The 25052-nt window shown below is 44.7% G+C and carries 16 protein-coding genes; 13 read left to right on the top strand and 3 right to left on the bottom strand.

All coding sequences use genetic code 11. The features are described from left to right. The first annotated feature begins 82 nt into the window (after positions 1 to 82). The gene (locus QZW47_RS05630) at positions 83 to 2743 is read left to right on the top strand and encodes a phospholipid carrier-dependent glycosyltransferase (RefSeq protein WP_293124881.1); all 2661 of its coding nucleotides are present in this window, start codon (positions 83 to 85) and stop codon (positions 2741 to 2743) included. Positions 2744 to 2947: 204 nt separating this feature from the next. Further along, complete coding sequence (locus QZW47_RS05625) at positions 2948 to 3883, top strand: cobalamin-binding protein (RefSeq protein ID WP_293124879.1); 936 nt, start codon at positions 2948 to 2950, stop codon at positions 3881 to 3883. A gap of 549 nt (positions 3884 to 4432) precedes the next feature. Here QZW47_RS05625 and QZW47_RS05620 read toward each other — a convergent pair. Together QZW47_RS05620 and QZW47_RS05615 are read right to left on the bottom strand one after the other, a co-directional pair. After that, positions 4433 to 4744, bottom strand: coding sequence for a DUF2973 domain-containing protein (locus tag QZW47_RS05620; RefSeq protein WP_293124877.1), 312 nt, complete (start codon positions 4742 to 4744; stop codon positions 4433 to 4435). A 159-nt stretch (positions 4745 to 4903) separates the two neighbouring features. After that, positions 4904 to 5233, bottom strand: coding sequence for a DUF2605 domain-containing protein (locus QZW47_RS05615; RefSeq protein WP_293124875.1), 330 nt, complete (start codon positions 5231 to 5233; stop codon positions 4904 to 4906). 329 nt (positions 5234 to 5562) lie between these two features. Here QZW47_RS05615 and thrS point away from each other — a divergent pair, with 329 nt between their 5' ends. The 11 genes from thrS to QZW47_RS05560 all read left to right on the top strand — a co-directional run bounded on the left by thrS (position 5563) and on the right by QZW47_RS05560 (position 18635). Then, entirely contained in the window at positions 5563 to 7386 is a 1824-nt protein-coding gene (gene thrS, locus QZW47_RS05610; protein WP_293124873.1) for a threonine--tRNA ligase, read from the top strand. Between the two features lie 378 nt (positions 7387 to 7764). Continuing rightward, positions 7765 to 9120 carry an AAA family ATPase gene (locus QZW47_RS05605; RefSeq protein ID WP_293124871.1) on the top strand — a complete coding sequence of 452 codons (1356 nt, stop codon included), beginning with the start codon at positions 7765 to 7767 and terminating at the stop codon, positions 9118 to 9120. Continuing rightward, positions 9077 to 10789: a tetratricopeptide repeat protein gene (locus tag QZW47_RS05600; RefSeq protein WP_293124869.1), complete on the top strand. Its 1713-nt coding sequence runs from the start codon at positions 9077 to 9079 to the stop codon at positions 10787 to 10789. Before QZW47_RS05605 ends, QZW47_RS05600 begins: the two co-directional genes overlap by 44 nt. A gap of 302 nt (positions 10790 to 11091) precedes the next feature. Then, positions 11092 to 11313 (top strand): DUF3285 domain-containing protein, encoded by a 222-nt coding sequence (locus QZW47_RS05595; RefSeq protein ID WP_293124867.1) that lies wholly within the window; start codon positions 11092 to 11094, stop codon positions 11311 to 11313. A gap of 442 nt (positions 11314 to 11755) precedes the next feature. Continuing rightward, entirely contained in the window at positions 11756 to 12292 is a 537-nt protein-coding gene (gene ybeY, locus QZW47_RS05590) for an rRNA maturation RNase YbeY (RefSeq protein WP_293124865.1), read from the top strand. 213 nt (positions 12293 to 12505) lie between these two features. Further along, positions 12506 to 12964 carry a diacylglycerol kinase family protein gene (locus QZW47_RS05585; protein ID WP_293124863.1) on the top strand — a complete coding sequence of 153 codons (459 nt, stop codon included), beginning with the start codon at positions 12506 to 12508 and terminating at the stop codon, positions 12962 to 12964. A 180-nt stretch (positions 12965 to 13144) separates the two neighbouring features. Next, positions 13145 to 13732, top strand: a complete 588-nt coding sequence (locus tag QZW47_RS05580) for an aminodeoxychorismate/anthranilate synthase component II (RefSeq protein WP_293124861.1) — start codon at positions 13145 to 13147, stop codon at positions 13730 to 13732. Between the two features lie 439 nt (positions 13733 to 14171). Beyond that, on the top strand, positions 14172 to 14954 hold the full coding sequence (locus QZW47_RS05575) for an MBL fold metallo-hydrolase (protein WP_293124859.1): 783 nt from the start codon (positions 14172 to 14174) through the stop codon (positions 14952 to 14954). A gap of 168 nt (positions 14955 to 15122) precedes the next feature. Further along, the gene (locus QZW47_RS05570; RefSeq protein ID WP_293124857.1) at positions 15123 to 15752 is read left to right on the top strand and encodes a fasciclin domain-containing protein; all 630 of its coding nucleotides are present in this window, start codon (positions 15123 to 15125) and stop codon (positions 15750 to 15752) included. A gap of 81 nt (positions 15753 to 15833) precedes the next feature. After that, complete coding sequence (locus tag QZW47_RS05565; RefSeq protein WP_293124855.1) at positions 15834 to 16100, top strand: hypothetical protein; 267 nt, start codon at positions 15834 to 15836, stop codon at positions 16098 to 16100. A 543-nt stretch (positions 16101 to 16643) separates the two neighbouring features. Beyond that, positions 16644 to 18635 (top strand): DICT sensory domain-containing protein, encoded by a 1992-nt coding sequence (locus QZW47_RS05560; RefSeq protein ID WP_293124853.1) that lies wholly within the window; start codon positions 16644 to 16646, stop codon positions 18633 to 18635. 319 nt (positions 18636 to 18954) lie between these two features. On the opposite strand, the gene QZW47_RS05555 is transcribed toward QZW47_RS05560, so the two are convergent. Then, positions 18955 to 24837: an AAA family ATPase gene (locus tag QZW47_RS05555; protein WP_293124851.1), complete on the bottom strand. Its 5883-nt coding sequence runs from the start codon at positions 24835 to 24837 to the stop codon at positions 18955 to 18957. Positions 24838 to 25052 lie beyond the last annotated feature (215 nt).

Raw genomic sequence — 25052 nt, 5'->3', positions numbered from 1 at the left:
AAGCATTTTTTCAAAATATTTTTTAGAGCGCCCGGAACCGCCTGCCTGTAAGCTAAAAGCTGCACACAATCCTACAATCGCCATGGCACAGCAACATCGGGACAGCGGGGACAAGAGTCTGCTTGTCTTGGGCATAATTTGGCTGCTGGGGGCAATTAGCGATCGCCTCTGGTTTGCGTTCGATCGATCTGTACCCGCCTGGGATCAGGCAGAATACCTCACTAGCACGCTGAATTACTTGCAGGCGTTGCAGCATCCTCAGTGGTTTTCGGGGGAGTGGTGGACAAACTTTTGGCTGCTTTCGACGAAGATTCCGCCCTTGGTGTACATCTTAACGGTGCCGTTTCTGCATATTTTTGGTACTGGGGGCGATCGGGCAACCCTCGTTCATTTATTATTTAGTGCTATTCTGCTCGCTTCAGTCTACAGTCTGGGCGTCAAATTATTTAACCGACAAGTGGGTTTGTGGGCTGCTGCAATTTGCGTTTTGTTGCCGGGACTTTATCGGTTTCGCTTGCAATTTTTGCTGGATTTCCCCCTGACTGCTGCGATTACTTTTTGTTTCTATTGTCTGACAATGTGGAAGGAAGAAGTCCGAGGGAAGTCGGAAGAAGTCCGAGGGAAGTCGGAAGAAGGAACACTCACCAACTCACCCCCTCACCCCCTCTCCCGCTCATCTTTCTTTTGGGCGATCGCCTTTGGGATTTCTCTGGGTTTATCAATATTAGTCAAACACACTACTGTATTATTTTTATTTACCCCGATTGTGTGGTTGGCTTTTGGTGCTGTGCGGCAAAAAGCTTGGGGCAGATTAGGTCAATTAGCTGGTGCTTTGTTGCTGTCGGCGGCGGTGTTCGGGCCTTGGGCGAAAACAAATTGGCTGTTAATTTTGACCGGGGGAAAACGGGCGACGTTGGATTCTGCGATCGCCGAGGGAGATCCGGGCCTGAATACCATCGATGCTTGGATTTACTATATTCAGCACTTACCCGAACACGTTTCTTGGCCTCTGCTACTAATTCCGTTAGTTGGATTTATACTTTTTTATTGGCGAAATCGAGCAGACAGTCAGTCAGCCTTGTACCTTAAATCTTGTCGGTGGTTGGCTGTTTTCTGGGTGGGAGCTTATTTAATTAATTCCCTAAATATCAACAAAGATGACCGATATGTGATACCTTATTTGCCAATAGTCGCCATCTTTTTAGCTTATTGTTTAACGCTGTGGCCTGCTCGGTGGGGGCGGCAAATTCGCTGGGGTACAATTGGCTTAGGAATGCTGGCGATGCTATTTCATATTTGGCCTTTGGGAGGTGGTTTGGGCAATAGCTTAGTTCAAGTTGTCAGTCCGGGCAATTCCAGCTATCCTTACTTGGGGAAAGAGTGGCCGCACGAAGAGGTAATTGCCGAAATTATTGATACGGAACCTTATTTGCAATCGACTTTGGGCGTGTTGCCTTCGACGCCGGAAATTAACCAGCACAATTTGAATTTTTACGGCGCTTTGGCGAATTTTCAGGTTTACGGGCGGCAGGTGGGAACTAATTTAAAAGAGGTGCCGCAAGATGTGCGCTCGCTAGCTTGGTTTTTAACTAAAACGGGGCCGCAAGGTTCGATTCGCGAACGGATTAAAAAAGCTCAAAATGCTGCGGTGGCGGCGATTGAAACTGGTGGAAAGTTTCAGTTGCAAAAAAGTTGGGTTTTGCCTGACAATACGAATTTGAATCTTTATCGCAAGCGATCGCACTTGGTGGAAGTACAGCCGTTGCCTGAAGCGCGATCGCAAGTACAATTAGAGCAAGTGACTCTCCTGGCAAAACCCGTTCCCGGTGTGGCGCTGCCGGTGACTTATATTTGGTCTGGGCCTTGGCAGCAGTTGCAGTCTGGTTTAGTGTTGCTAACGTGGCAAAATCAGCAGTCTGGCGATATTGCATCGGGAAAGACTGTGAGGATTTTACACGATCGCGCGATCGCCCAGGCAACTTTGCATCCGGGGATGCTGGAAGCGGATAAATTTGCGGTGGGGTTTCGAGTTGTCGATCGCACGGCGATGCTGACGGATGCTAATATTGCACCGGGAAGGTACGCCCTGCAAGCTACTTATCTCGATCGCCAAACCGGCGAAACTTATCCGATGAAAGTGCCGCAGATAACATTTGAAATCGACGCTGAGCCTGCGGTCATTGCTTCCCAGAGTCGAACCGAGACCCAAAACGATAAAAAGTTGAAAATTGCCGAAACAGCGCCTAAAAACGAGGATGTGCCGGAATTAGATTTAGTAACTCAATTGCGCGAGATGGCGGTTAATTTACCGAAAGGATTGCCCGGTTTAGAACCTGTGTTCGAGCAGATTGGGCGGATCAATCAGTACGATCCAATTCAAGATTATACAGTGCAAGCGGAACAAGCGTTAGCATATCGGCTGAAGCAGGAACCGAACAATCTAGAATTCGCTTATGCTTTGGCATTTTCTAGAGTATTGCAGCAGAATGTCGAAAGTGCGATCGCAGCTTTAGAAAAAGTTACTCAACTCGACTCTCAAAACCCCTACGCTTATGCTTATCTCGCCTTCGTCCAGATTTACGGCTGGCATCCCAAAGCCGCCGAAACAGCGTTAAAACCAGCTCTCGCCCTCAACCCCAACCTGCCGGAAATTAGAATTTTAAACGGTTTAGCGGCTTTGATGCAAGGCAATCTCATCCAAGCGTGGCAAGATTTGCAATTCTTAAAAAAATTGAAAATCTAACAACTACAACAGCAGGAAGAAAGCTTTTCGATTTCGCGGGTAAGTAGGTAGGTGCAAATAAATTAGTTACGTAACAGAACGTAAAGCTTTCATAACCTCTGCGATTGCTTCGCTTCGCTCTCTTCGGACATACATTGATTTTTTTCCACTCATCTACTTAAACACAAGTCAGAACGAATAATCAACAAAAAATCGGGTTAAATTATGAATCAACTCAGAATTGTCTCGCTCATTCCCAGTGCCACAGAAATTGTAGCAGCTTTAGGATTAACTGATGCCCTTGTCGGCCGTTCTCACGAATGCGACTATCCCTCGGAAATCCCAAATTTACCTGTTTGCACTCAGCCAAAATTTAATCCCGAAGGAAGTAGCAGCGAAATTCACAACCGCGTGACTCAATTGTTGCAAAATGCGCTGAGCGTCTATAAAGTAGAAATAGATATTTTGGAAAAATTGCAGCCAACTCACATCATTACGCAAGCTCAATGTGAAGTCTGCGCTTGTTCTCTAGCAGAGGTTGAACAAGCTGCGAGGGCGCTGGTAAATAGCCAGCCGCAAATTATTTCTTTGCAGCCAAATATGCTGGCAGAAATCTGGACGGATATTGAGCGAGTTGCTGCTGCTTTGGGTGTAGATGCCAAAAGTACGATCGCACTTTTGCAATCCCGCATCGCTGCTGTTACATCCAAAATAGCAGCATCATCTATTCTTAACACAAAAGAGAGACTTCCGACAGTAGCCTGCATCGAGTGGATAGAACCTTTGATGGCTGCGGGAAACTGGATTCCGGAATTGGTAGCCACGGCGGGAGGAATTTCGCTGTTTGGCATTGTCGGGGAACATTCGCCTTGGTTAAAATGGGAATCGCTAGTAGCAGCTAATCCCGATGTAATTATTTTCATGCCTTGCGGCTTTGATTTAAACCGCACCCGCAGCGAAGCAATGCAGATAACTCAATACGCAGAATGGCAAGATTTGCAAGCAGTAAAAACCGGGAAAGTTTACATAACTGACGGCAATTCTTACTTTAATCGACCAGGGCCGAGATTAGTTGATTCGTTAGAAATTTTAGCAGAGATTCTGCATCCGGAAATCTTCGATTTGGGATTTGGAGAAAAAGGTTGGCAGCGATTTTCATAAATGCCAGCAGCGTAAGATTTTTATCTATACGAATTCCGAGATAGTGTCCAGTCGATTAACACCAAAAAAACGGTTCGTAGTGCGTCCTGGCGTCCGCTTTCATGCTGCGGATTTGCGTGGGTACATATCCTTACTTAGGATCGCGAATTAAATAATTTACACAAGTTTGTGGGGTGTCTCGCCCGCCCTTTCGGGACGGGCGAGACGCCCATCCCACAAGAAGAAAAGTGTAAGTTATTAAATTTTCATTCCTTATTGCGGTCAATCGACCGAATATGATATGAATAGCCAGATATATAGCAGTTGACAGTTGACAGTTGACAGTTGACAGTTGCATAACGGGAATCAAACCATTGATGACTGACGGGTATCAGCTCTATTCATGAAGTTATTTATGTCCTCACCGACGTGGCGGTTGCTATACAAATAAGGACACAACAATGTTGTGTCCCTACAGAATATCTTTAAAGCGGCTTAAAATTTAGACTTTTATTTAAGCTCCCTGATTCATTTTCCGAGTCAATGTCAAATATACAGGCTGTGCCTGGTTCAGGCTAATTCGCCTTCTTCATCGCTACCGCCGGGAGATGATTTGTAGAGAGCATCTAATTGCTCGCGAGCGTCTTGGACAGTCAGCGAGCGCATCACTAACAGCGGCTCGTTGACAAAGTTTCCGTATTCATCTAACAATTCGGGATGGGGTACGGTTTGGGTGCGGGAATAGGATGCGTAACGATTGTTTGCCCTGAATTGTTGGGGGCGTTGGGATTCCATACCTACGGTGACAAGACTGCGGATTAAGTTACCGACAGCCAAAAATGCCAGAACGGTGAAAGCTAAAATATAAAGCAGGTGTAACATTATTTTCTCCTCCGGGCTCTGATAGCCACACAGCAATTTACAAAAGTGTTTCAGCAAGTAATAACTTATTAACTGGAAATCTGTTCGAGCTTGTCAAGCGAGGCGGGACATTTCCCAAGGTTTGGGATTTGACTGCCGGTTTAACTTGAACTCGCCTCTTTATATTCCAGGGGAATGTGACTGCGATGAGCGAAAGCGCGCCGATACTTGCCAGCATTCGGCGAGCAGTTTGTGCCAGGGCATCAGTGCTGCGGTTTCTATGGCAACTTGCCCTCCGGTTGCTTGAAATAGAGCTTTAGCAGCCGCTACTTCTTGCTGAGCCTGTTTGACTCGCGCCAACAAGTTGGATTGATCGTCGCCGCTCAGAAAATGAATTTCCTCAGTTTCTAATAGAGTAGCCGATCGCTCGAACCAGTATTTAAAATCCTCTAACAGCGGTTCCAGTAGGGATTTGAGCAATTCTGATTCTGGCAAATTGGAATTAAGCATTGATTAAAATTGGGTTATTTATTTATTCTAACCTTAAACGTGCTTTACAAATTGTAACATATTTTTAATAAAAATTCAATAATTTCACAAAAATTAGCAGGTGGGTGTAAATAAATTTAACAGTGTCAGCAGTTATTGTAGGGTGCGTCAGCGGGCCCAAAGTGACGGACACATACTCAATAAAATGCCCCGCTGACGCACCCCACGGTTAGTTAGCACTACAAATTCCCACTCTTATAAGAGTCCTCCACAGCCGGAATTCGGCGCTTGTCGCCCCATTCTGAGTAAGATAGAAGCAACTGCAAAGAAATTAATTGCTAATTTAGCCGATGTCTAGCTCAGAATCCATGAACGCTCCAGAAGAGTCCGTTAAGATAGAGTTGCCCCGCACGAGTGAGTCGGAACAACTAAAAAAAATTCGCCACACCACATCTCATGTTATGGCGATGGCGGTACAGAAATTATTCCCCAAGGCCCAAGTCACAATCGGCCCTTGGATTGAAAACGGTTTCTATTACGATTTTGATTGCCCCGAACCTTTTACTGAAAAGGATCTCAAGGCAATTAAAAAAGAAATGATCAAAATCATCAATCGCAAATTGCCTGTAATTCGGGAAGAAGTCAGCCGCGAGGAAGCCCAACGCCGAATAGAGGAGATAAACGAACCTTACAAATTAGAAATTTTGGCGGGTTTGATTGAACCGATTACTCTGTACCATTTGGGTGACGAATGGTGGGATTTGTGCGCTGGGCCCCACTTGGATAATACCAGTGAGTTGAACGGAAGGGCGATCGAGCTAGAGAGTCTCGCAGGCGCATACTGGCGCGGCGACGAAACCAAAGCTCAATTGCAGCGGATTTACGGCACAGCCTGGGAAACCCCCGAACAATTGGCCGCATACAAGCACCGCAAAGAAGAAGCCTTAAGGCGAGATCACCGCAAACTCGGCAAAGAATTAGGCTTGTTTATTTTTGCCGATCCGGTGGGCCCCGGCTTACCTTTGTGGACACCCAAAGGCACAATTGTGAGAAGTATTTTAGAAGATTTTCTCAAAAAGGAACAGGTAAAACGCGGCTACCAGCAAGTTGTTACCCCGCATATCGCCAGAGTCGATTTGTTCAAAATCTCTGGACACTGGCCTTACTACAAAGACGATATGTTTCCGCTGATGGCAGAGGATGAAGAAGCGGCAGAATCACAGCAGGGTTTTGTACTCAAACCGATGAATTGTCCCTTTCACATTCAAATTTACAAAAGCGAACTGCGTTCTTATCGAGAACTGCCAATGCGCTTGGCAGAATTCGGCACGGTTTACCGCTACGAAAAGTCAGGTGAATTGGGAGGCTTAACCCGAGTTCGCGGATTTACGCAGGATGACTCCCACCTGTTCGTGACACCGGAACAGTTGGATCAAGAATTTTTAAATGTGGTGGATTTAACCCTGTCCGTATTTAAGAGTTTGCAGCTAAAAAATTTCAGAGTTAGACTGAGTTTTCGTGATCCAGAATCTGACAAATACATCGGTTCTGATGAAGCTTGGGAAAAATCTCAAGGTGCAATCCGCCGCGCGGTGGAAACTTTGGGCATGAATTATTTTGAGGGAATTGGCGAAGCCGCTTTTTATGGCCCGAAACTCGATTTCATTTTCCAAGACGTGTTGGATAGAGAATGGCAATTAGGAACTGTTCAGGTAGATTACAATTTGCCAGAACGTTTTGATTTGCAATACGTTGCTGAAGACGGGACTCGCCAGCGTCCGGTAATGATTCACCGCGCTCCTTTTGGTTCTTTGGAACGCTTGATCGGAATTTTGATCGAACAGTATGCGGGGGATTTCCCGATATGGTTAGCGCCGATTCAGGTGCGGTTATTGCCTGTGAGCGAGGAATTCTTGCCGTTTGCTAAGGAAGTAGAAGCGAGGATGAAGGCGCTGAATATTCGCGCAGAAGTTGAGAGTAGCGAGCGTTTGGGCAAGTTAATTCGCAATGCTGAGAAGGATAAAATTCCGGTGATGTGTGTTGTGGGCGCTAAGGAGGTTGAGGCGAATAGTTTGAATATTCGGACTCGGGCTTCTGGGGAGTTGGGGTCGATTTCGGTTGATGAAGTTCTTGGGAGATTGCAGGCTGCGATTAGTAGTTATGGCGATTTTTAAGCTAAATATTGTATCTGCTTGAACAGTAACAATAAAATTAGGTTCGTAGTGAGGACTTCAGTCCTTCTTGATTACAAACTTTTAAGAAGGACTGAAGTCCTCACTACAAACCGGGATCGAGACGCCCGTGTGAGGACTTCAGTCCTTCTTGATTACAAACTTTTAAGAAGGACTGAAGTCCTCACTACAAACCGGGATCGAGACGCCCGTTTCACAGAATTCAGAAACCGGGTTTCTCGCTTCCAGCCGCACCAACGGCGAAACTGTGCAATTAAATAAGCAAGAAATTTCCTTGGCCACAGCAGCCAAACCTCATGCTAAAATTAGGTTCCATCAATCTTAAAATCTACCAATATTCCCATTTACCCGACTCATCCCATGACTTCACTCCCCACCAACCGCGCGAAAACACTTAAAGAAGCTTACCGCGCTTGCGATGTCAAGCCTCTAACGGGCGATGATATTGCACGATATTATGTGGATTTGTCCGCAGTACGCAACACAGTAGCGATCGACGGTGTTAGCACGGATTTGGATATTCAAGAATCGGGAGAATTTAGCACAATTTTGTTTACTGGCCATCGGGGATGCGGCAAAAGTACAGAATTAAAACGGATTCAGTCGCGATGGCAAAATGAATATCGGGTGATTTATATAGAATTCGATCAGGAACTAGATGTTCTTGATGCTGAATATACCGATTTGTATTTGCTAGTTATCAACAAAGTAGCTGATGATTTAACTAAATTAGGATTGAAGTTTGACTCCAAACTTTTAGAGAGTTTTGAATCATGGTTTAAAGATATTACTCAAGAAAATGAAGAAATTGTTCAATCTTCCGTCAGCCTCGAAACTGAAGCAAGCGCAGGTTTAGAAATTCCGTTTGTTTCTAAGTTGACAGCGAAATTACTCGGTCAAATCAAAGGTTCGAGTCAACAAAAAAAAGTGATTCGGGAAACTCTTCAGCGTAATTTGTCCCGATTGCAAACAGATATTAATTTGTTATTGAAAAATGCTTTTGAAAAGCTGATACGAAAATATTCAGGCCGCTACGAAAAAGGATTTTTGCTAATTGTTGATAACTTAGACCGGATTCCTCCAAATGTTGGTAATCATTTGTTTTTTGATTACGCTCCTCAACTTCAAGAATTAGACTCTACAATTATCTATACAGTGCCGATTTCGGTGATTTATTCCAATAAAAATGTTAGCAACTTGTTTAACAATCCCAATATCGTGCCAATGGTGAATATTTATGAATCTAATCGTACTGAGTGCGATTTAAATCATAATCAGCAAAAATTAGAGGGAGTTGCCAGTTTGATCGAGAAGCGGGTTGATGTTAGTGCCGTATTTGACGATCGACAACGACTACTAGATTTGGCAAAAGCTAGTGGTGGTCATGTGCGACAATTGATGCAGATGACTCGATCGGCTTGTCGCACAGCCATTACTCGCAAACACAGTAAAATTTTGGCTGAAGATGTCACTTACGCTTTAAATCAACAGCAATTTGATTTTGAAAGGTCTACTCCTACACCAGAATATTATACTATATTAGCGCGAGTTTGCATCGACAAAGATATCGCTAAAGACGAAATCGGACAACAGTTATTATTCAATCTTTCCGTTTTGGAATATAACGGCAATAGTCGGTGGAATTATGTCAACCCACTCGTAAAACAAAGCTATGCTTTCCAACAAGCCCTTAAATCAATCCAAGAAAATCCCTGAAATATACCAACAAAGGATTGTTGAACTCAATCAACAATCTTTTGACGAATTGCTGACATTTGTTGATATTGTTCCCGACGATGCCTTTGATTTGGGATTTATCCAAAGTAATTTTGCGAAGGATAGAGATGCGATTATTCAGGCATTGATTAATCATCCCGATTGTCAAGATATGCAGTTTGAGATTTGGGATTTTCCCGATCCTGATATGCGCTTTTTGATGGATGAAATTCTGAAGGTTTTGCCAACAGTCAAGGTTCAACCAGATAAGAAGTTGATTTTCATAGTGCGGGGGGTGGAAAATGCGATCGGGATGACGGGAGAATACCCGCCGATGTTGGTTGATTTTAATTGGGTGCGAGATGCTTATCCGGTTAAAGTGCCGCATCTAATGCTGTTTTGTTTGCCGGATTATGCGATTACGCGAGTTGCTAATTTTGCGCCGGATTTCTGGGCCTGGAATTCGGGAACTTTTGTATTTAAGACTCCTGCAAATACTAGAGATGATGCGATTTCTCAAACTCTGGATGCTAGCAAAGGGATTAGCTATTGTGAGTTGCCGGAAAAGCAGGAACGGATCGATTTATTGAAAAGGTTATTGATTGAATATACTCCATCGAATGGACGCGAGGAAACTCACGAGGATTTGAAAACTCGCATTAGAGTTTTGAATGATTTGGGAATTGCCTATCGCACCCGGAGTGAATATAAAACAGCAACATACTATTTGAAACAAGCGTTAGATTTGGCGAAAGATGATGAAGATTTCATATCTTTAAAGGCCAATACTTTATATGAATTAGGCTGGATTGAAAATGATTCGGGAAATAAACAAGAGGCGATCGCACTTTATCAACAATCTCTCGAACTTAAGGAAAAAATTGGCGATGTTCAAGGGAAAGCTGCTAGTTTGCACCAACTTGCAGGAATTTATGCGAATCGAGGGGATGTAGATGAGGCGATCGCACTTTATCAACAATCTCTCGAACTTAAGGAAAAAATTGGCGATGTTCAAGGGAAAGCTGCTAGTTTGCACCAACTTGCAGGAATTTATGCGAATCGAGGGGATGTAGAAGAGGCGATCGCACTTTATCAACAATCTCTCGAACTTAAGGAAAAAATTGGCGATGTTGGAGGGAAAGCTGCTAGTTTGCACCAACTTGCAGGAATTTATGCGAATCGAGGGGATGTAGAAGAGGCGATCGCACTTTATCAACAATCTCTCGAACTTAAGGAAAAAATTGGCGATGTTGGAGGGAAAGCTGCTAGTTTGCACCAACTTGCAGGAATTTATGCGAATCGAGGGGATGTAGAAGAGGCGATCGCACTTTATCAACAATCTCTCGAACTTAAGGAAAAAATTGGCGATGTTGGAGGGAAAGCTGCTAGTTTGCACTGTCTTGCAGGAATTTATGCCCATCGAGGGGATGTAGAAGAGGCGATCGAACTTTATCAACAATCTCTCGAACTTAAGGAAAAAATTGGCAATGTTCAAGGGAAAGCTGCTAGTTTCGCAATGTTAGGACAATTGTTAGCATCGCAGGGAAATTTTGAGCAAGCCTTGAATTATTTACAGCAATCTTTGGAGATTTTACAGCATTTGGATTCTCCCGACGCGGAGACAGTGAAGGAAATTATTGCTAGAGTTCAGCAGATGGCTGATGGTTGAATTTGGGATTTATCTAGGATGTGCAATTAAGGTCAAAGAAACCGGGTTTTTTAGCTAATCTGTCGGTGACAATCAAGGATTTTTAGAGAAAAACCCGGTTTCTGAGTTGGCTGTGGGGGCCAAAGAAACCGGGTTTTTCGGGGTTTTTGCGATGTGTGGCGAGTATTTTCGTGAAAAACCCGGTTTCTGACTGTTGGTGAGTAAGTTCTCAAAAAAATCCTACACAAAACGTTACATATTTGTTAACATCGTGGCGAGTCTGTGCTCAGCAGCCCCTCTGTTAACCTCCTAAACTAACGATTATGAATCAACCTCCCTCCACAACTCCCGCCCCCGAAGAGTCCGTCGCCGAAACTGCGACACAGCCCACAAACAATGCGCCTCCACCGAGTTATGTGAAGCTGGCGATGCGGAATATGGTTCGCAAGCGGGCGACTTCTCTGTTTCATTTTGCTTTGACGGCGGCTGGACTTTTGGGCGTACTCGTCGGTTTGGCTTTTCTCGATCGATATTTCAATTCTTAGTCTCAATGTGGCGATACAACACCCGGCGGTTGAAACCGCGTCGATACAGACGAAACCCGGATGGTGCGCGGGTTGAAGAAAACCCGGCGGTTGAAACCGCGTCTACACAGACGAAACCCGCCTCCGAGGGTTGAAGAAAACCCGGCGGTTGAAACCGCGTCTACACAGACGAAACCCGCCTCCGAGGGTTGAAGAAAACCCGGCGGTTGAAACCGCGTCTACACAGACAAAACCCGCACTTCGACAAGCTCAGCGACCACCTCCGCGGGTTGAAGAGTGGGGGGGTGAAATTTTTGTTTTGTTCGATCGCCCGATCGACCTGTTGCAATTTTCTAGAGATTCCTGTAATCTGCCTGCTACAACCACAAAGTCGATTAGCCCGATCGCCCATTCTTACAATTGTCGAAAAATTGAATATATCCCTTGACAGGAGAGCCGGATAATGCTAATTGAGGTGAACGTCGAAGATTGTTATGGACTTTCTCAGCAGTCGATCGATAGTTCTAACCATCGTGGGCCAACACCCAGCAGTGAGATTTTACCCGAAACCTGGGAAAATTGGTTTAGCATTTGGCTGGAAAACCAACAAGCAGATTTACCAGAGGCCCCAGGCTACGAAGTCAGTCTGCGTTTAACCGCCGATGCTGAGATCCAAGCCCTCAACGCCCAGTATCGTCAACAAGATCGATCGACCGATGTATTAGCTTTCGCAGCTTTGGAAGTAGACTGTCCTCAGCTAGAGGAGATGCAGTCATCGGAACCTCTATACTTGGGTGATATCATTATCTCGATCGATACGGCTCAGCGACAAGCCCAGCAGCAAGGACATCCCCTGAAGACTGAACTAGCTTGGCTCGCAGCCCACGGTTTTCTGCATCTTTTGGGGTGGGATCACCCGGATGAAGAGAGTCTGACTCAAATGCTCGATCGACAAGAAACACTGCTGCGGGCGATCGGACTAGAGATCCAAACAGCATAACTGACGCGGGATCGTCAGTTAACAAATCATGTCTAGCAAAACATAACTTTCTGAAATCATACCAAAACTTTAGTAAAAACTGAGGAAAGTTAACTAGACTTGATGAAGGAAATTTTCAAAGTCTAGCTTTCGTTAATCTCTGTAACTTAAAGTTGGTTGTTTATGACACTAGATCAACCGTCAATTTCATCAAACATTGCAAAGTTTGCGATTATGCCTCAAGACTCTGCCACTCCGACAGTCCACGAGCCTAAAAAACCCTTGAAATACAAGCGAGAGTTGTCCTGGAAAATCGCATCTAGCTTAGCTACCAGTTTTAGATACGCTTGGGGTGGGTTAACCTATGCTTTTGAAACTCAGCGCAATTTTCGGATTCACACTGTTATAGGCACTTTGGCGATCGGACTCGGGCTATTTTTGCACCTCAAACCTGTAGAAATATCAGTGATCGGCGTCACTATTGGTATAGTTTTAGCAATGGAATTGTTGAATACGGCGATCGAATCGGTGGTAGATTTAACCGTGGGGCAATCTTACCACGAACTAGCCAAAATTGCTAAAGATTGCGCTGCCGGAGCTGTGCTGGTATCGGCAATGGCTGCTACAATCGTTGCTGGTGCGCTTCTGCTTCCTCCGTTGTGGACAGTGGTTCAAATTGCGATCGTCCGTTAAGCTGATTGAGCAAGCTAAATTTTAGGTTTTAGATGACCAATTTGAGATTTTTGGTTTTATTCGTAACAAGATAGCAGCTATTTTAATCTTGGGCATCTATCTAAAATCTTCAAACTATTGCATTCAGGCAGCGACTCGATCTAAAATCACAATTCTAAAACCTAAAATCCCAGTTAACCCGTGATTATAGTCATCGATAACTACGACAGTTTTACATATAATTTGGTACAGTATCTAGGAGAACTAGGTGCTGATTTGCCTGTAGCTAGTGAAGTCCAAGTTTACCGCAACGACCAAATTAGTTTAGCAGACATTCGCCGATTGCAGCCCGCAGCAGTGGTGATATCTCCAGGCCCAGGGCGGCCGGAAGATGCGGGGATTTCTCTGAAATTAATCGAAGAATTGGGGCCGACTCTACCAATTTTAGGCGTGTGTCTCGGACATCAAAGTATCGGTCAAGTATTTGGCGGCAAAATTGTGTCTGCACCAGTATTAATGCACGGCAAAACTTCTCAGGTAGAACACGCAGGAGTCGGAGTTTTTGTAGGTGTAGAATCTCCCATGTTGGCAACTCGTTATCACAGTTTGGTAATTGAAAAACAGAGTTGTCCGGAGGTTTTGGAAGTTACGGCTTGGGTGGAAGATGGCACGATTATGGGCGTGCGCCATCGGGAATATCCGCACATTGAAGGCGTACAATTTCACCCGGAAAGTATTTTGACGACTGCGGGAAAGCAATTATTACGGAATTTCTTGGAAAGACTTTAAGAAGAAGGAAGAAGGAAGAAGGAAGAAGGAAGAAGGAAGAAGGAAGAAGACACAGCCAGCTTTTTATCGATACGTATTTCTTGTTACCAGGCAGAGCCTGGTAACGAATATCTTGAGGCTCTGCCTCATTTTACCTCGCAGCTTATAGCAAAAAGGATATATAAGCAGGACTTACGCATCAAGACCAAAGAAACCGGGTTTTTTACCGAATCTCGTAGCGCCAACGAAGTATTTCGCAAAAAACCCGGTTTCTGGCCATCCGTGCGTAAGTCCTAATAAGGTGTTTAAGTGATTAAATTGTCGTTCCTTAGTTGAATTTCTCTAGATTTGTAGAGTACGCAATACACACTTTACTGTAAAACTCGATCGCACATTTCGCACCTTGTGACATTTTATGGTATAACAACAAACGACCAACACCCGATAACCCAACCACAAGATGAAACGGCGACAATTAATACGTTACGCACAGACGGGTTTGCTAGCAGCTTTCTTCGCTGGTTTGCCTTCTGGATGGGAAAGCTATCAAGCTCAAACTGCTGGTTCTTTGTCGATTCAGTGGTTGGGCCACACTTGCTTCTTGTTCGCCGGTGGCGGTGCGAGGGTGCTGGTGAATCCTTTTCGCCCCTTGGGCTGTACCGCAGGCTATCGTTCTCCTAAGGTGCCAACTGATTTGATTCTGATTAGCAGCAGATTGCTCGATGAAGGGGCGGTGGACGGATTTTCGGGCAATCCCGGTCTGTTGTACGAACCTGGCACTTATCGATCGAACGGGCTGCGGATTCAAGGCATTCGCACGCAAAAAGACCGTGAGGGAGGAAGGCGGTTTGGGGTGAATGTGGCTTGGCTCTGGCAGCAAGCTGGTGTTAAGATTTTACACTTGGGTGGAGTCGCTGGCCCGATCGGCATTGAAGAACAAATCCTGATTGGGCGGCCGGATATTTTGCTAATTCCCGTGGGCGGAGGGCCGAAAGCTTACACTCCGGCGGAAGCAAAGCAAACTGTGCAACTTCTCAAACCGAAAATGGTGATTCCCACGCACTTCAAAACCCAAGCCGCCGATGCTGCTGCGTGCGATTTGGTGCCCGTAGATGAATTCTTGGGGCTGATGCAGGGCACGCCGATGCGCCGCTTGGATAATGACACGATTTCGGTCAAATCTACTGACTTACCGCCAACTGGTTCGGTGATTGAGGTTTTGAGTTACAGATTTAACGGTTGAGGCGACTATCCGTTAGCTTGCGCTATAGTTAGGGAGTTGTGAGCCGATCGACAATCCGAGAAATTTTTCTGTCTATCTTAGCCTTTCCCAACCTTACCTTTTGAGAAAATTTGGCTAACATAAGAATTCATGTTCACTGTTTTATTGTCATAAGGAAAAGCAAGCGCAATGAAAAATCAAAACGTACCTAGCTGGATGAAACAACTCACAGGTTGCGCAGGAGTAATCGGCGCTAGCGCGTTGATAGGTTTCCCCGCTTGGGCTCACATCAACTCCAACACAACTGTTGCTAATACGACTCCAACTCAACAAGTTGCAGAAAATGTGAAAATCGCTGCTTCACCAAAACCAACTGCTTCGCCGGCATCTACTGGCGCTGCTAAGGATATTGTCGCAATTGCATCTGGCGACGCTCAATTCAAGACATTGACGAAGGCTTTGGGAGCAGCAGGTTTGGTGACAACTTTACAAGGAAAAGGGCCTTTCACTGTGTTTGCACCGACAGACGCGGCATTTGCTGCTGCTATGCCAAAAGCAGACTTGGATGATTTGCTCAAACCAGCCAACAAAGCCAAACTTACTAAGATTTTGACTTACCACGTTGTTCCTGGTGCGGTTTTATCTACTAGCCTGAAATCTGGTGATGTTAAAAGTGTGGAAGGTTCCTCGCTGAAAGTGGTAGTTGCACCAGGTAAAGTTACTGTCGGCGGCGCTAATGTTGTCAAAGCTGATATCAAAGCTAGCAACGGCGTTATTCACGTAATTGACAAGGTGCTGCTTCCGGCTGATGCTAAGTAGGACTGGCGTTGTTTGCATCAAATGAGATCGGTTTGGTGAAATGAACGCAACTTAAGGAGACGGCGGCATACTTTTAGGAAAGTGTTAGCTGAAGCTGAGGTTCCCCGAGAGCGGAACTTCAGCTTTAGTGGCATTTTGAGTCGGCGCTGCGGTAGCTTCCCAGAAGCATTGGCTCTGCTGATACCGTTGCAAAAAAAGAATTGCAAAAAAAGAATGCCACCCCGCCCGCGAGTGTTTCCCACGTTTGATGCAGTCATCCTTCAGGCTCAAATCGAAAATATGACGGATAGCAGCCAGCGCGAGTGCTGCTATCCGTCGAGAAAAACTCCAGGCGATCGCCACCGTTGAAGAAAAACAGCAACCGCGATCGCGATATCAAAAGCCAACAACCGATACCTGTGGCACGATATCAAATAGCTCTAGGATAGTATAATAGTGCAAGAGATACGCAGTGGGGCGCCTAACCAGTCTCAATGCTGGGACGGTTTTGCGGCCGAAGTCGGTCTGAATAGATCGGTGAGCGTCAAAACCAAGACGCAAACACAGGTGTTTGTAAGTCAATACGCTTGAGAGAAGACTGTGCTGGAGGCAATACCTGTGAAAAACAGATACTGCGATGGCTGCGATAGACAGCTCGCTACGAAGGAGCGGGCGAGCTGTCTATCACAAAAAACGTTAACCGAACCGTATTGGTTTATGAGTGACTTTGGGACTAACTCAAGGTCTTTGAAAAATACCTCAGCTTAGATTCGCCTAAGGGCTATTGCTAGCATGATAAAACTTCAAAAGTTGCATCATCAGGCATCAATGTATCAGATACTAAAAAGGGATCGATCTAAACCTCCTATCGATCCTGTTTTATCATCGGCAAAAATGCACGTTTAAGGCTAGATGATCGTCCCAATTTCGTTACTGGCAGAACTTCTGCAAGCTTTGCCCCAACTGCGGGCACAAATTTATTACAAATCTTCCATGACAGCGCTGTCTCACGCGATGGAAGATTTGGTTTTGGTGGGCTCGGACGACGAACCCCTAGTGATTGCTAGCTTTCAGCAAGAGCGCTTCTACCGCCAAGAAGCTCACCGCTATCGGCGCATTGCCGATCGCTCGTCTCAGGTATACGTGCTAGCAGCACCGGAAACTGAGTTTAAAAATTCCTCCGAATCTCACGAAACTGTGGCGTTTGCACCGGAGGACGCATTAAGTAAAGAGTGGCACTTAGTGGTACTCGGGCAACACTACTCAACTTGTCTGATTTGTCAAGAAAAAATTGTGCCGATCGACAACCAAGACGATCGCGGGGAGTTGATGGATCAAGGTCGCAGATTTGAAGGAATCTGGACGTTCGATCGCGAGGTAAGCTGCAAAGCTGCCGAATTGTTGCTCGACAAAATTGTCAAATATCGCCCGGAATTGGCAGAAAAGATCGATCGAGCGCGCACAACTTACAATTTGGGTAAAAAACCGAAAAAAACGCGGAAATCGGCAGCTTCCAAAGCGGCCAAACCCGAGAAACCTGCGCCAAAAGACTCAAAAATTCCCAATCCCAAATTGAGCGATGCTTTTACCCAACGCTTAGTCACCTACTTGCAATCAGGCCAGCACAAACTGCTGAAAGCATACAGCGCGATCGCCGCCCAAGAGCGCAAAGAACGCCTGATCAACTTAATCACAACCGCCATGCGGCAGTCTCTCAACCCGCAAGAAATCGTCGAAGTTGCAGTCCAAGAATTGGGAACAGCTTTGTCAGCAAGCCGCTGTTTGATTTATCGCTGCAAAGCTACAGATATTTCTGTCAAAATCGATCGCGAGTTTTTGCGTCAGGGGACTATTTCTCTAATAAATCAGACTTGGCCGTTGCAGGAAAATCCCATATGGAGTGACGCAGTAGCGCGAGAAGAGCGAGTTTACATCCAACAAACAGCACAACACCCGCAGATTGTCAAGACAAAATCCCTTGCAGAAACTGTAAAAAATTGGCAAATAGTTTCTTGGTTGATGGTGCCAGTGCTTTATCAGGGGCGGGTTTTGGGGATGGTGGAACTGCACCAGTGCCGATCGACTTCGCCTTGGGAAGAAGACGAAATTGCTCTCGTAGAGGCGATCGCCACCCAACTCGGAGCAGCGTTAATTCAAGCCGAAACCTACGCTCACTTAGAAGAACTCAACCAACAATTAGAAGCATTAGACCGCACTCGCAGCAATCTAATTGCCATCACCGGTCACGAACTCCGCACACCACTTTCTACGATTCAAGTGTGCTTAGAAAGTTTGAATTCTGAACCTGATATGCCCGCAGAATTGCGGAAAATCATGTTAGAAACAGCCCTAGGCGATGCAGATCGAATGCGGAAACTCGTGCAAGATTTCTTAACACTTTCTCACTTAGAAAGCGGGCGAGTTAAATGGAATGTAGAATCGCTGACACTGCAAGAATGCGTGGACTTGGCCCTCAGCAGCGTGCGATCGCGCGGCGGAGTCGATCGCCAGTTACCAGAAATTATCGCCGAAGTGTCCTCAGAATTGCCATTAGTGCAAGCAGACGGCGAGTGGCTAGTGGAGGTGCTGTCCAAACTGCTAGACAACGCTTGCAAATTCACCACACCGCAGGGAAGCGTGAGGGTGCGAGCAAAATGCAACGGTTCTCGGATGGTGGAAGTGCTGGTAGCCGATACGGGGAGGGGAATAGAGGCGAGCAGTCTCAAAGTAGTGTTCGATCGATTTTATCAAGAAGAAGGAGCCTTGCGGCGCAGCGCCGGCGGTACGGGTTTGGGATTGGCAATTTGCAAGCAGATTGTCGCCGGCTGGGGCGGTAAAATTTGGGTAGATTCCCCAGGAAAAGACCGAGGAAGTGAATTTCACTTTACCATTCCAATGGTTTGACTAATCAGCGATCGTATTTAGTCCGATCGCTCGACGATAATAAAATAGGTTCGTAGTGAGGACTTTAGTCCTCTGATTGTGCGGACTAAAGTCCTCACTACGAACCGTTTTTATGATTGGTAATTCAAGAAAAATGACCAATAGACAAGATTGCAAAAATAGTTAGGAACAGGCAAGATGCCTGTTCCACAAAGATATTTTTTTTGTGGAACGGGCCGAAGAGCCTGTTCCTAAAGTTGATCAAAAAGACTTTTGCAAGAGGTCTAATGACCAATGACAACTGACAAATGACAAATGACAACTGACAACTGACAACTGACTACATCGGCAGAGCAATGACAAACTCTGTCCCAGTGTCTAGGGAAGACAAACAGTTTAAAGTTCCCCCATGTTTTTCAGTGACTATCTGATAGCAAATAGACAGTCCCAATCCCGTACCTTTCCCTTCTGCTTTCGTTGTAAAAAATGGTGTAAACAATTTTTCTATGACTGATTCCGTCATTCCCAGTCCGTTGTCAGCAATCTGAATCACAATTGTGTCGATGATGTCCGGTTCTAGCTGGCAAACACCCGCAGTACAAATTGTAATCGTATTCGGATTTTGTTCAATTTCAGCGTAGGTTTTGCCCGCGTTAGATTCTTCCAAAGCATCGATCGCATTAGCAATCAAGTTCATAAATACTTGATTTATTTGTCCCGGATGGCATTCTAATTGTGGTAAATTACTGTAATGTTTAATAATTTGAATTGCTGGTCTGCTGTTTTTCGCTTTGAGCCGATGAGACAGAATCATTAAAGTAGTTTCCATGCCTTCGTGGATGTCAACTGCTCTTTTGTCCAGACTGTCGGTGCGGGAATAGTTTCGCAGAGATTGCATAATGTCGCGGATGCGATCGATTCCCATCTTCATGGACGCCGTAGTTTTGGGCAAGTCGGCTAATAGATATTCTAGCTCGATCGATGCAATTTCCTCTTCAATTTCTATACCAGCTTCGGGAAAAGTTGTTCGATAAAGATTCACCAACTTAATTAAATCAGCAATATATTCTTGAACGTGGTGCAAGTTCCCAGAAATAAAGCCAATAGGATTGTTAACTTCGTGAGCAACTCCAGCCACCAGTTGTCCGAGTTGGGATATTTTTTCAGTTTGAACTAATTGTGCTTGAGTTTGTTGCAGTTCGATCAAGATGGCTTCTAAATTTTCAGCTTTTTCTCTCAGTTGAGCTTCTGATGTTTGTAGAGTTTGTTCCCATGCTTTACGCTGGCTGATATCGCGACAAATTGACAAAGCATGGGGTTTACCTCGGTATTCAAAAAATTTTGCTCTTACCTCAAGGTCAAATTCCGTACCGTCTTTGCGCCGCACCACAGCTTGAGAATAAAATTCTTGGCGCGAGCTGACGGTTGCGATAAACTCGTCGAAGAGATGTAGGTAGTTTGGGTGCAGGAGAGTTAAGGGATTTAAGCTCAAGAATTCCTCCCGACAATAACCGTACATTTCGCAGACTACGGGGTTTGCTGCCACGATTTTTCCTGTTTCCAAATCTACTAAGGTAAGTCCGTCTGCTACACTCTCAAAAATAGTGCGGTACTCTTCTTCTTTTTGGGTGAGTTCGACTTGAGATTGTTGCAGGTTTTCTAGGGATTCTGCTAGCTGGCGGGATTTATCTTGTTCGCTGGCGTAGGAGCGCGCATTTGCGATCGCAATTGCTGCTTGTGCTACGAGTATTTCCAAAAGTGTCAAACCTTCGCGAGTGAAAGCTCCTGCTACTAAGTTGTTTTCTAAATAAACTATACCCATGGACTTTCCTTGATATATCATGGGCGCGCACAAAACTGACTTGGGTTGAGTATTTTGAATGTAAGTGTCGAATTGGTAAAGTGTTTCTTGAGTTGCATCGACTAAAACCAAAGGTTCCTGAGTTCTGGCCACGTAATTGACGATAGAAAGAGGCACTTGACAGTTCTTTTTTACAGGCTGCAATTCTTCAAATATTGCATAATCCTGCGGGTCGGTATCCGACACTTCGACGAATAAGTACCCGTCTCGTTCTAAAAGAATACATCCGTTTTGGGCGCCTGCATTTTCTAAAATAATATGCAGCAGTTTTTTTAACAATTTTTCTAAGACGATTTCGCTGGAAATCGCCTGAGATGCTTTGATTACTGTTTTTAAATCAAAAATGTTGGTATCGGCGGCCGTACTTGCAGTTGTAGTTATGGTTATCTGCTCGTCGCTGATTGTGTTAAACCAATCCGGATGGGATTGTTCTAATTGATGAACTTTGGCAGTTGCACCCCATTCCATATAGCAAAACCGGGCGTCATTCAGATAAATTTTAGCGAGATTGGAACGATTTTGTGCTAGGAAAAATCGGGAAGCTAGTTCATTGGCTAGGGCAGCATTTTGGACGAAGCCATTTTTGAGGGCGGAGGCGATCGCCCAATCATAATGTTGTGCTGCTGTGTAACTGTCTCCTGAGAGCCGCGCGATTTCTGCTTGAATTAGTGAATACTTGTGCAGATAATTTGCAGGACAATGCTCTGCTAAATCTCGAAACTTCTCTAGAGTAATATTTAGCTCTTCTCGGTAGAGTTGGGACTCGCTATCACCGGCTGTTGTGCAAGCAGCAGCTAGGGCGATCGCGTGATGGAACTGAAAAACCGGGTTGACAAAATGTCCGGCGCCCCCTTTCAAAAATTGCGCGCCTGTTAGAGCATATTCTAAGGCGCGATCGACCTCGCCAAACCAATTAGCAAGGGTGAGCTTGTAAAGATAAATTACAAAAGCAGTGGTCAGATCGGCAGAGGATTGTGCAAATTCTAAAAGCTGCTCTTCGTTGATGAAGGTTTCGGGATTTGCAAAGGTTTCGGGCGGGCTAGTGAGTTGGGCGATCGCATTTTTGTTCAGCAAGTGATAAGCTAGCATATTGCGATCGACCTTTGAGAGCACGGGAATAAATTTATCTGAAATTTCTGTAGCTTTGCTCAAAGATTCGTTCCCAAAAAAGCAGACCCACAGATAATTAATCGAAGCATATCCCGACCATTGATAAGCACCTGTTTCTAAACCGCTATTGAAAGCTTTTAGCATAAAAGGCTTGCATTCGTCGATATATTTCATATAATGTAAAGTTAAAGCGCCCCACATATGGAAAATACAAGCACCTAACTCTTTATTGTCGCAGCCTTCGTAGAGGTTGAGCGAGAGTTCTCCGGCGGCGCAACCGGCCTCGATTTCGCGGTATTTATTGACCAAAGTAAACGCATACAAAGTGTAACCAAAGGCGGAAAGTTGGGAATTGCCGTATTGAATGCTCGTTTGTACAAACTTCATGGCGCAGAGATATTGAGCGTTGGGACTGGTAAAATAGGCGATCGGGAAAAGTTCTTTCAAAATGCGGTGAGCTGCGAGTTGCAGCGGCTCGGTAAGTTCTGGTAAATCTGCTAATCTATTGACGGAGCTGCCAATCATCCTCTTAGTCTGAACTAATTCCCCGGCTAAAAAGTCATCATCTGGGTAAGGTTCAATCTCAACCCCCAAAATTTTCAATGTGTGAATCCCTAGCTGATAAGCTGCCAATAAATCATTCTTCATCCGCAGACAAGTTATTTTTAATTCAGCGATCGCAGATTGTTCTAACAAAGTCTGGGTTTGGGGTAAAATCCTGTCTAAAATGGCTAGGGCTGCATCATTATTGCCGTTTAAATATTCCGCTTCGCCCAGTTCTAAATTTAGGGTGAAAATTAAGGCATAATTATCTTGCCAACTTGACACAGGTAAACAGTCGCACCCGGCTTGAAAAAAAGTAAGTGCATCGGCAAAAGCTGCTTCCACTTTTGCAGTTTTACCTGCTAGTAAATTCAATTCTGCTAATTCATACAACTCTTCAGGATTTGCAATCAAATTGCGACCAAAATTCAAATGATTGACAATATCAAAAATCTGTTCTTGACGTTGCGCTTCATTGCTTGCTTGCAACAACAAGCGTCCCAGCTTCCAGTGCACGGATTGTTTTTGCGAGTCAGGAATCATCAGATAAGCAGCTTGTTGTACTCGATCGTGCAAGAACTTGTAGCGCACTTTGCTCGCTATTTTACCTAATTTTTCTAATTCTTGCTGCTCCAATACTTGCGGTAATCGATAGGCGCCATCTACAGGCAAAATCAATCCTACTTCCAGCGCTTCCCACAAATCTTGTGCTGTTTTAGTCAAAGATTGTTCGCTTGATACTGACAATATCTCTAAAGTAAATTGGTTGTTGACACAGGCCGCTAACTGTAAAATTTTCTGAGTTGGCTCTGACAAATGCTGAATTTTTTTCACCATTAAATCCACCACGTTTTCCGAAAGATCGTGCTGCTTAATTTGTTGGATGTCCCACTCCCACTCGGCAGCATTGACGTTAAACGTCAGCAATTTTTCTTGATATAGCGATTTGAATAACTGCTTTAAAAAAAAGGGATTTCCGTGAGTTTTTTCTACCAGCAATTTTTCCCAAAAGGCCGCTTTTCTTGGACAACAATTTAAAGTCTCTGAAACTAATCGATTTACCTCAAAAGTTGCTAAGGGTTCTAGGTCAATATTTGCGATCGAAATTCCTGCGGTACGAATTGTCTCAATTAACAGCATGAAGGGATGTGTCGGACTGATTTCGTGATCTCGACAAGCAAAAATAACCAGCAAATAAGGGTTTTTTTGGGTGCAATTGTGTTGGTATAAGTTGACTGTGGCAGCATCTATCCACTGACAGTCATCGAGAAACATTACTAAGGGATGTTCGGCTGTAGCAATTGCTTGGATAAACTTCTTCATGACTCGGTTGAAGCGCTTTTGAGACTCAATAGCACCGAGTTTTGGTACGGGAGGTTGCTCGCCCAAAATTAATTGTAATTCCGGGATAGCATCGATCGCTATTCGAGCATTTTCCTGCAAAGCATCTAGGAGTATTTGCCGCCATGCTGCTAGCTGAGTAGGGCTTTCCATTAAGATTTGCTGCACAAAACTACCGATAGCTTGAGTGAAAGAAGCGTAGGGAACATTTCGCTTAAATTGGTCGAATTTACCGGAGATGAAATAGCCGCGTTTTCGCGTTATATCGCGGACAATTTCATGTACTAATGCAGATTTCCCGGTGCCGGAGTAGCCGCCGATCTGGACAATTTCGCTGCTGCCTTTGCTGGCGCGATCGAATATTTGTAATAGTTGGGCTATTTGCGTTTCTCGCCCGTAGAGTTTCTGAGGAATTGACAACTGACTCAGGGCATCTAGTTGTCCGGGGATAAAGTTAGAAATTGTACCTGAATTATCGATTTGATTTTGGCAGAGTTCTAAATCTGCTAACAATCCTGTGGCACTTTGATATCTATCTTCGGCATTTTTTGCCATGAGTTTTGCTACAATCAGAGTCAAAACTGGCGGAATTTGTGGGTTTAATTGTTGCAGGGGAGGGGGTTGTTTGGCTATGTGACAGTACACCATTTCTAACGGGTCACTGCTGGTAAATGGTAATTGTCCTGTCAGCAATTCGTAAAACGTGACACCGAGAGAGTAGAAATCGCTGCGGTAGTCTAAATGGCGGTTCATGCGCCCGGTTTGTTCGGGCGACATATAGGCGAGGGTTCCTTCTAGGCGATCAGGATTTTTTAGGTCTGTTTGTTCTTTTCTTAACCGGGAAGCGATGCTAAAATCAGCAAGTTTTACTTGCTTTGTTTGCGGATTTATGATAACATTATGCGGTTTGATGTCTTTGTGAATGATTTGATTTTGATGCAGGAATACTAAAGCTTTTGCCAAGGGTAAAGCCGTGTCTAAAAAATCGTTTGTGGATAAGGAATAATTTTGGGGCTTGTCTGCTGGACTATTGGTTGGTATACAGGAAAATTGCGGTTTTTTTGCTAGCGTGTTTATCCATTGTTTCAGCGAGATACCTCCCATATCCTCTAACACTAATACCAAGTTATTTTGATGAGCTTCCAGTCGGTGAACTTTGATGACATACTCACTGTCGAGATGTTCGGTGATTTGATATTCGTGTTTAAAACGGGCGACCTGTTCTAGTGTTGGACAGTCGGTGTTTAAAACTTTGAGAATGACTAATTGTTTTTCTGCTGTGGATATGCCCCGATAGATAACTGTGTTAGTTCCTTGGTGAATTAGTTCTTGTAATTTGTAACCAAAAAGCTCTGAAGCTGTCAGCATAGTTGATTTTTCCCGGTTTATTATAAATTAATTTCCAATTCTAGAATGGCACAGATGGAACCCAGATGAATAGCGCCGATCGCAATGTGGCAAACAAGTAGCAAAAAAGGAGATTGAAGCGATGTATCGATACATCGCACAAATTTAAAATTACTTACGTATTGACAGGTGTTTTTGTTTGAATAGGTCGCTCGACCTAGAAGTTGCAACCCTTG

Origin of the sequence: Microcoleus sp. bin38.metabat.b11b12b14.051 (assembly GCF_013299165.1) — a bacterium.
Lineage (GTDB): Bacteria > Cyanobacteriota > Cyanobacteriia > Cyanobacteriales > Microcoleaceae > Microcoleus.
This window is presented reverse-complemented; position numbering and strand designations above follow the sequence as displayed.

Excerpts from the sequence above, each read along its gene's own strand:
- QZW47_RS05605 (WP_293124871.1), top strand. The coding sequence starts at position 7,765 with ATGACTTCACTCCCCACCAACCGCGCGAAAACACTTAAAGAAGCTTAC.
- QZW47_RS05600 (WP_293124869.1), top strand. The coding sequence starts at position 9,077 with ATGCTTTCCAACAAGCCCTTAAATCAATCCAAGAAAATCCCTGAAATA.
- QZW47_RS05625 (WP_293124879.1), top strand. The coding sequence starts at position 2,948 with ATGAATCAACTCAGAATTGTCTCGCTCATTCCCAGTGCCACAGAAATT.
- QZW47_RS05615 (WP_293124875.1), bottom strand. The coding sequence starts at position 5,233 with ATGCTTAATTCCAATTTGCCAGAATCAGAATTGCTCAAATCCCTACTG.
- QZW47_RS05555 (WP_293124851.1), bottom strand. The coding sequence starts at position 24,837 with ATGCTGACAGCTTCAGAGCTTTTTGGTTACAAATTACAAGAACTAATT.
- QZW47_RS05585 (WP_293124863.1), top strand. The coding sequence starts at position 12,506 with ATGCCTCAAGACTCTGCCACTCCGACAGTCCACGAGCCTAAAAAACCC.
- QZW47_RS05595 (WP_293124867.1), top strand. The coding sequence starts at position 11,092 with ATGAATCAACCTCCCTCCACAACTCCCGCCCCCGAAGAGTCCGTCGCC.
- QZW47_RS05630 (WP_293124881.1), top strand. The coding sequence starts at position 83 with ATGGCACAGCAACATCGGGACAGCGGGGACAAGAGTCTGCTTGTCTTG.
- QZW47_RS05620 (WP_293124877.1), bottom strand. The coding sequence starts at position 4,744 with ATGTTACACCTGCTTTATATTTTAGCTTTCACCGTTCTGGCATTTTTG.
- QZW47_RS05560 (WP_293124853.1), top strand. The coding sequence starts at position 16,644 with ATGATCGTCCCAATTTCGTTACTGGCAGAACTTCTGCAAGCTTTGCCC.
- QZW47_RS05570 (WP_293124857.1), top strand. The coding sequence starts at position 15,123 with ATGAAAAATCAAAACGTACCTAGCTGGATGAAACAACTCACAGGTTGC.
- QZW47_RS05575 (WP_293124859.1), top strand. The coding sequence starts at position 14,172 with ATGAAACGGCGACAATTAATACGTTACGCACAGACGGGTTTGCTAGCA.
- ybeY (WP_293124865.1), top strand. The coding sequence starts at position 11,756 with ATGCTAATTGAGGTGAACGTCGAAGATTGTTATGGACTTTCTCAGCAG.
- thrS (WP_293124873.1), top strand. The coding sequence starts at position 5,563 with ATGTCTAGCTCAGAATCCATGAACGCTCCAGAAGAGTCCGTTAAGATA.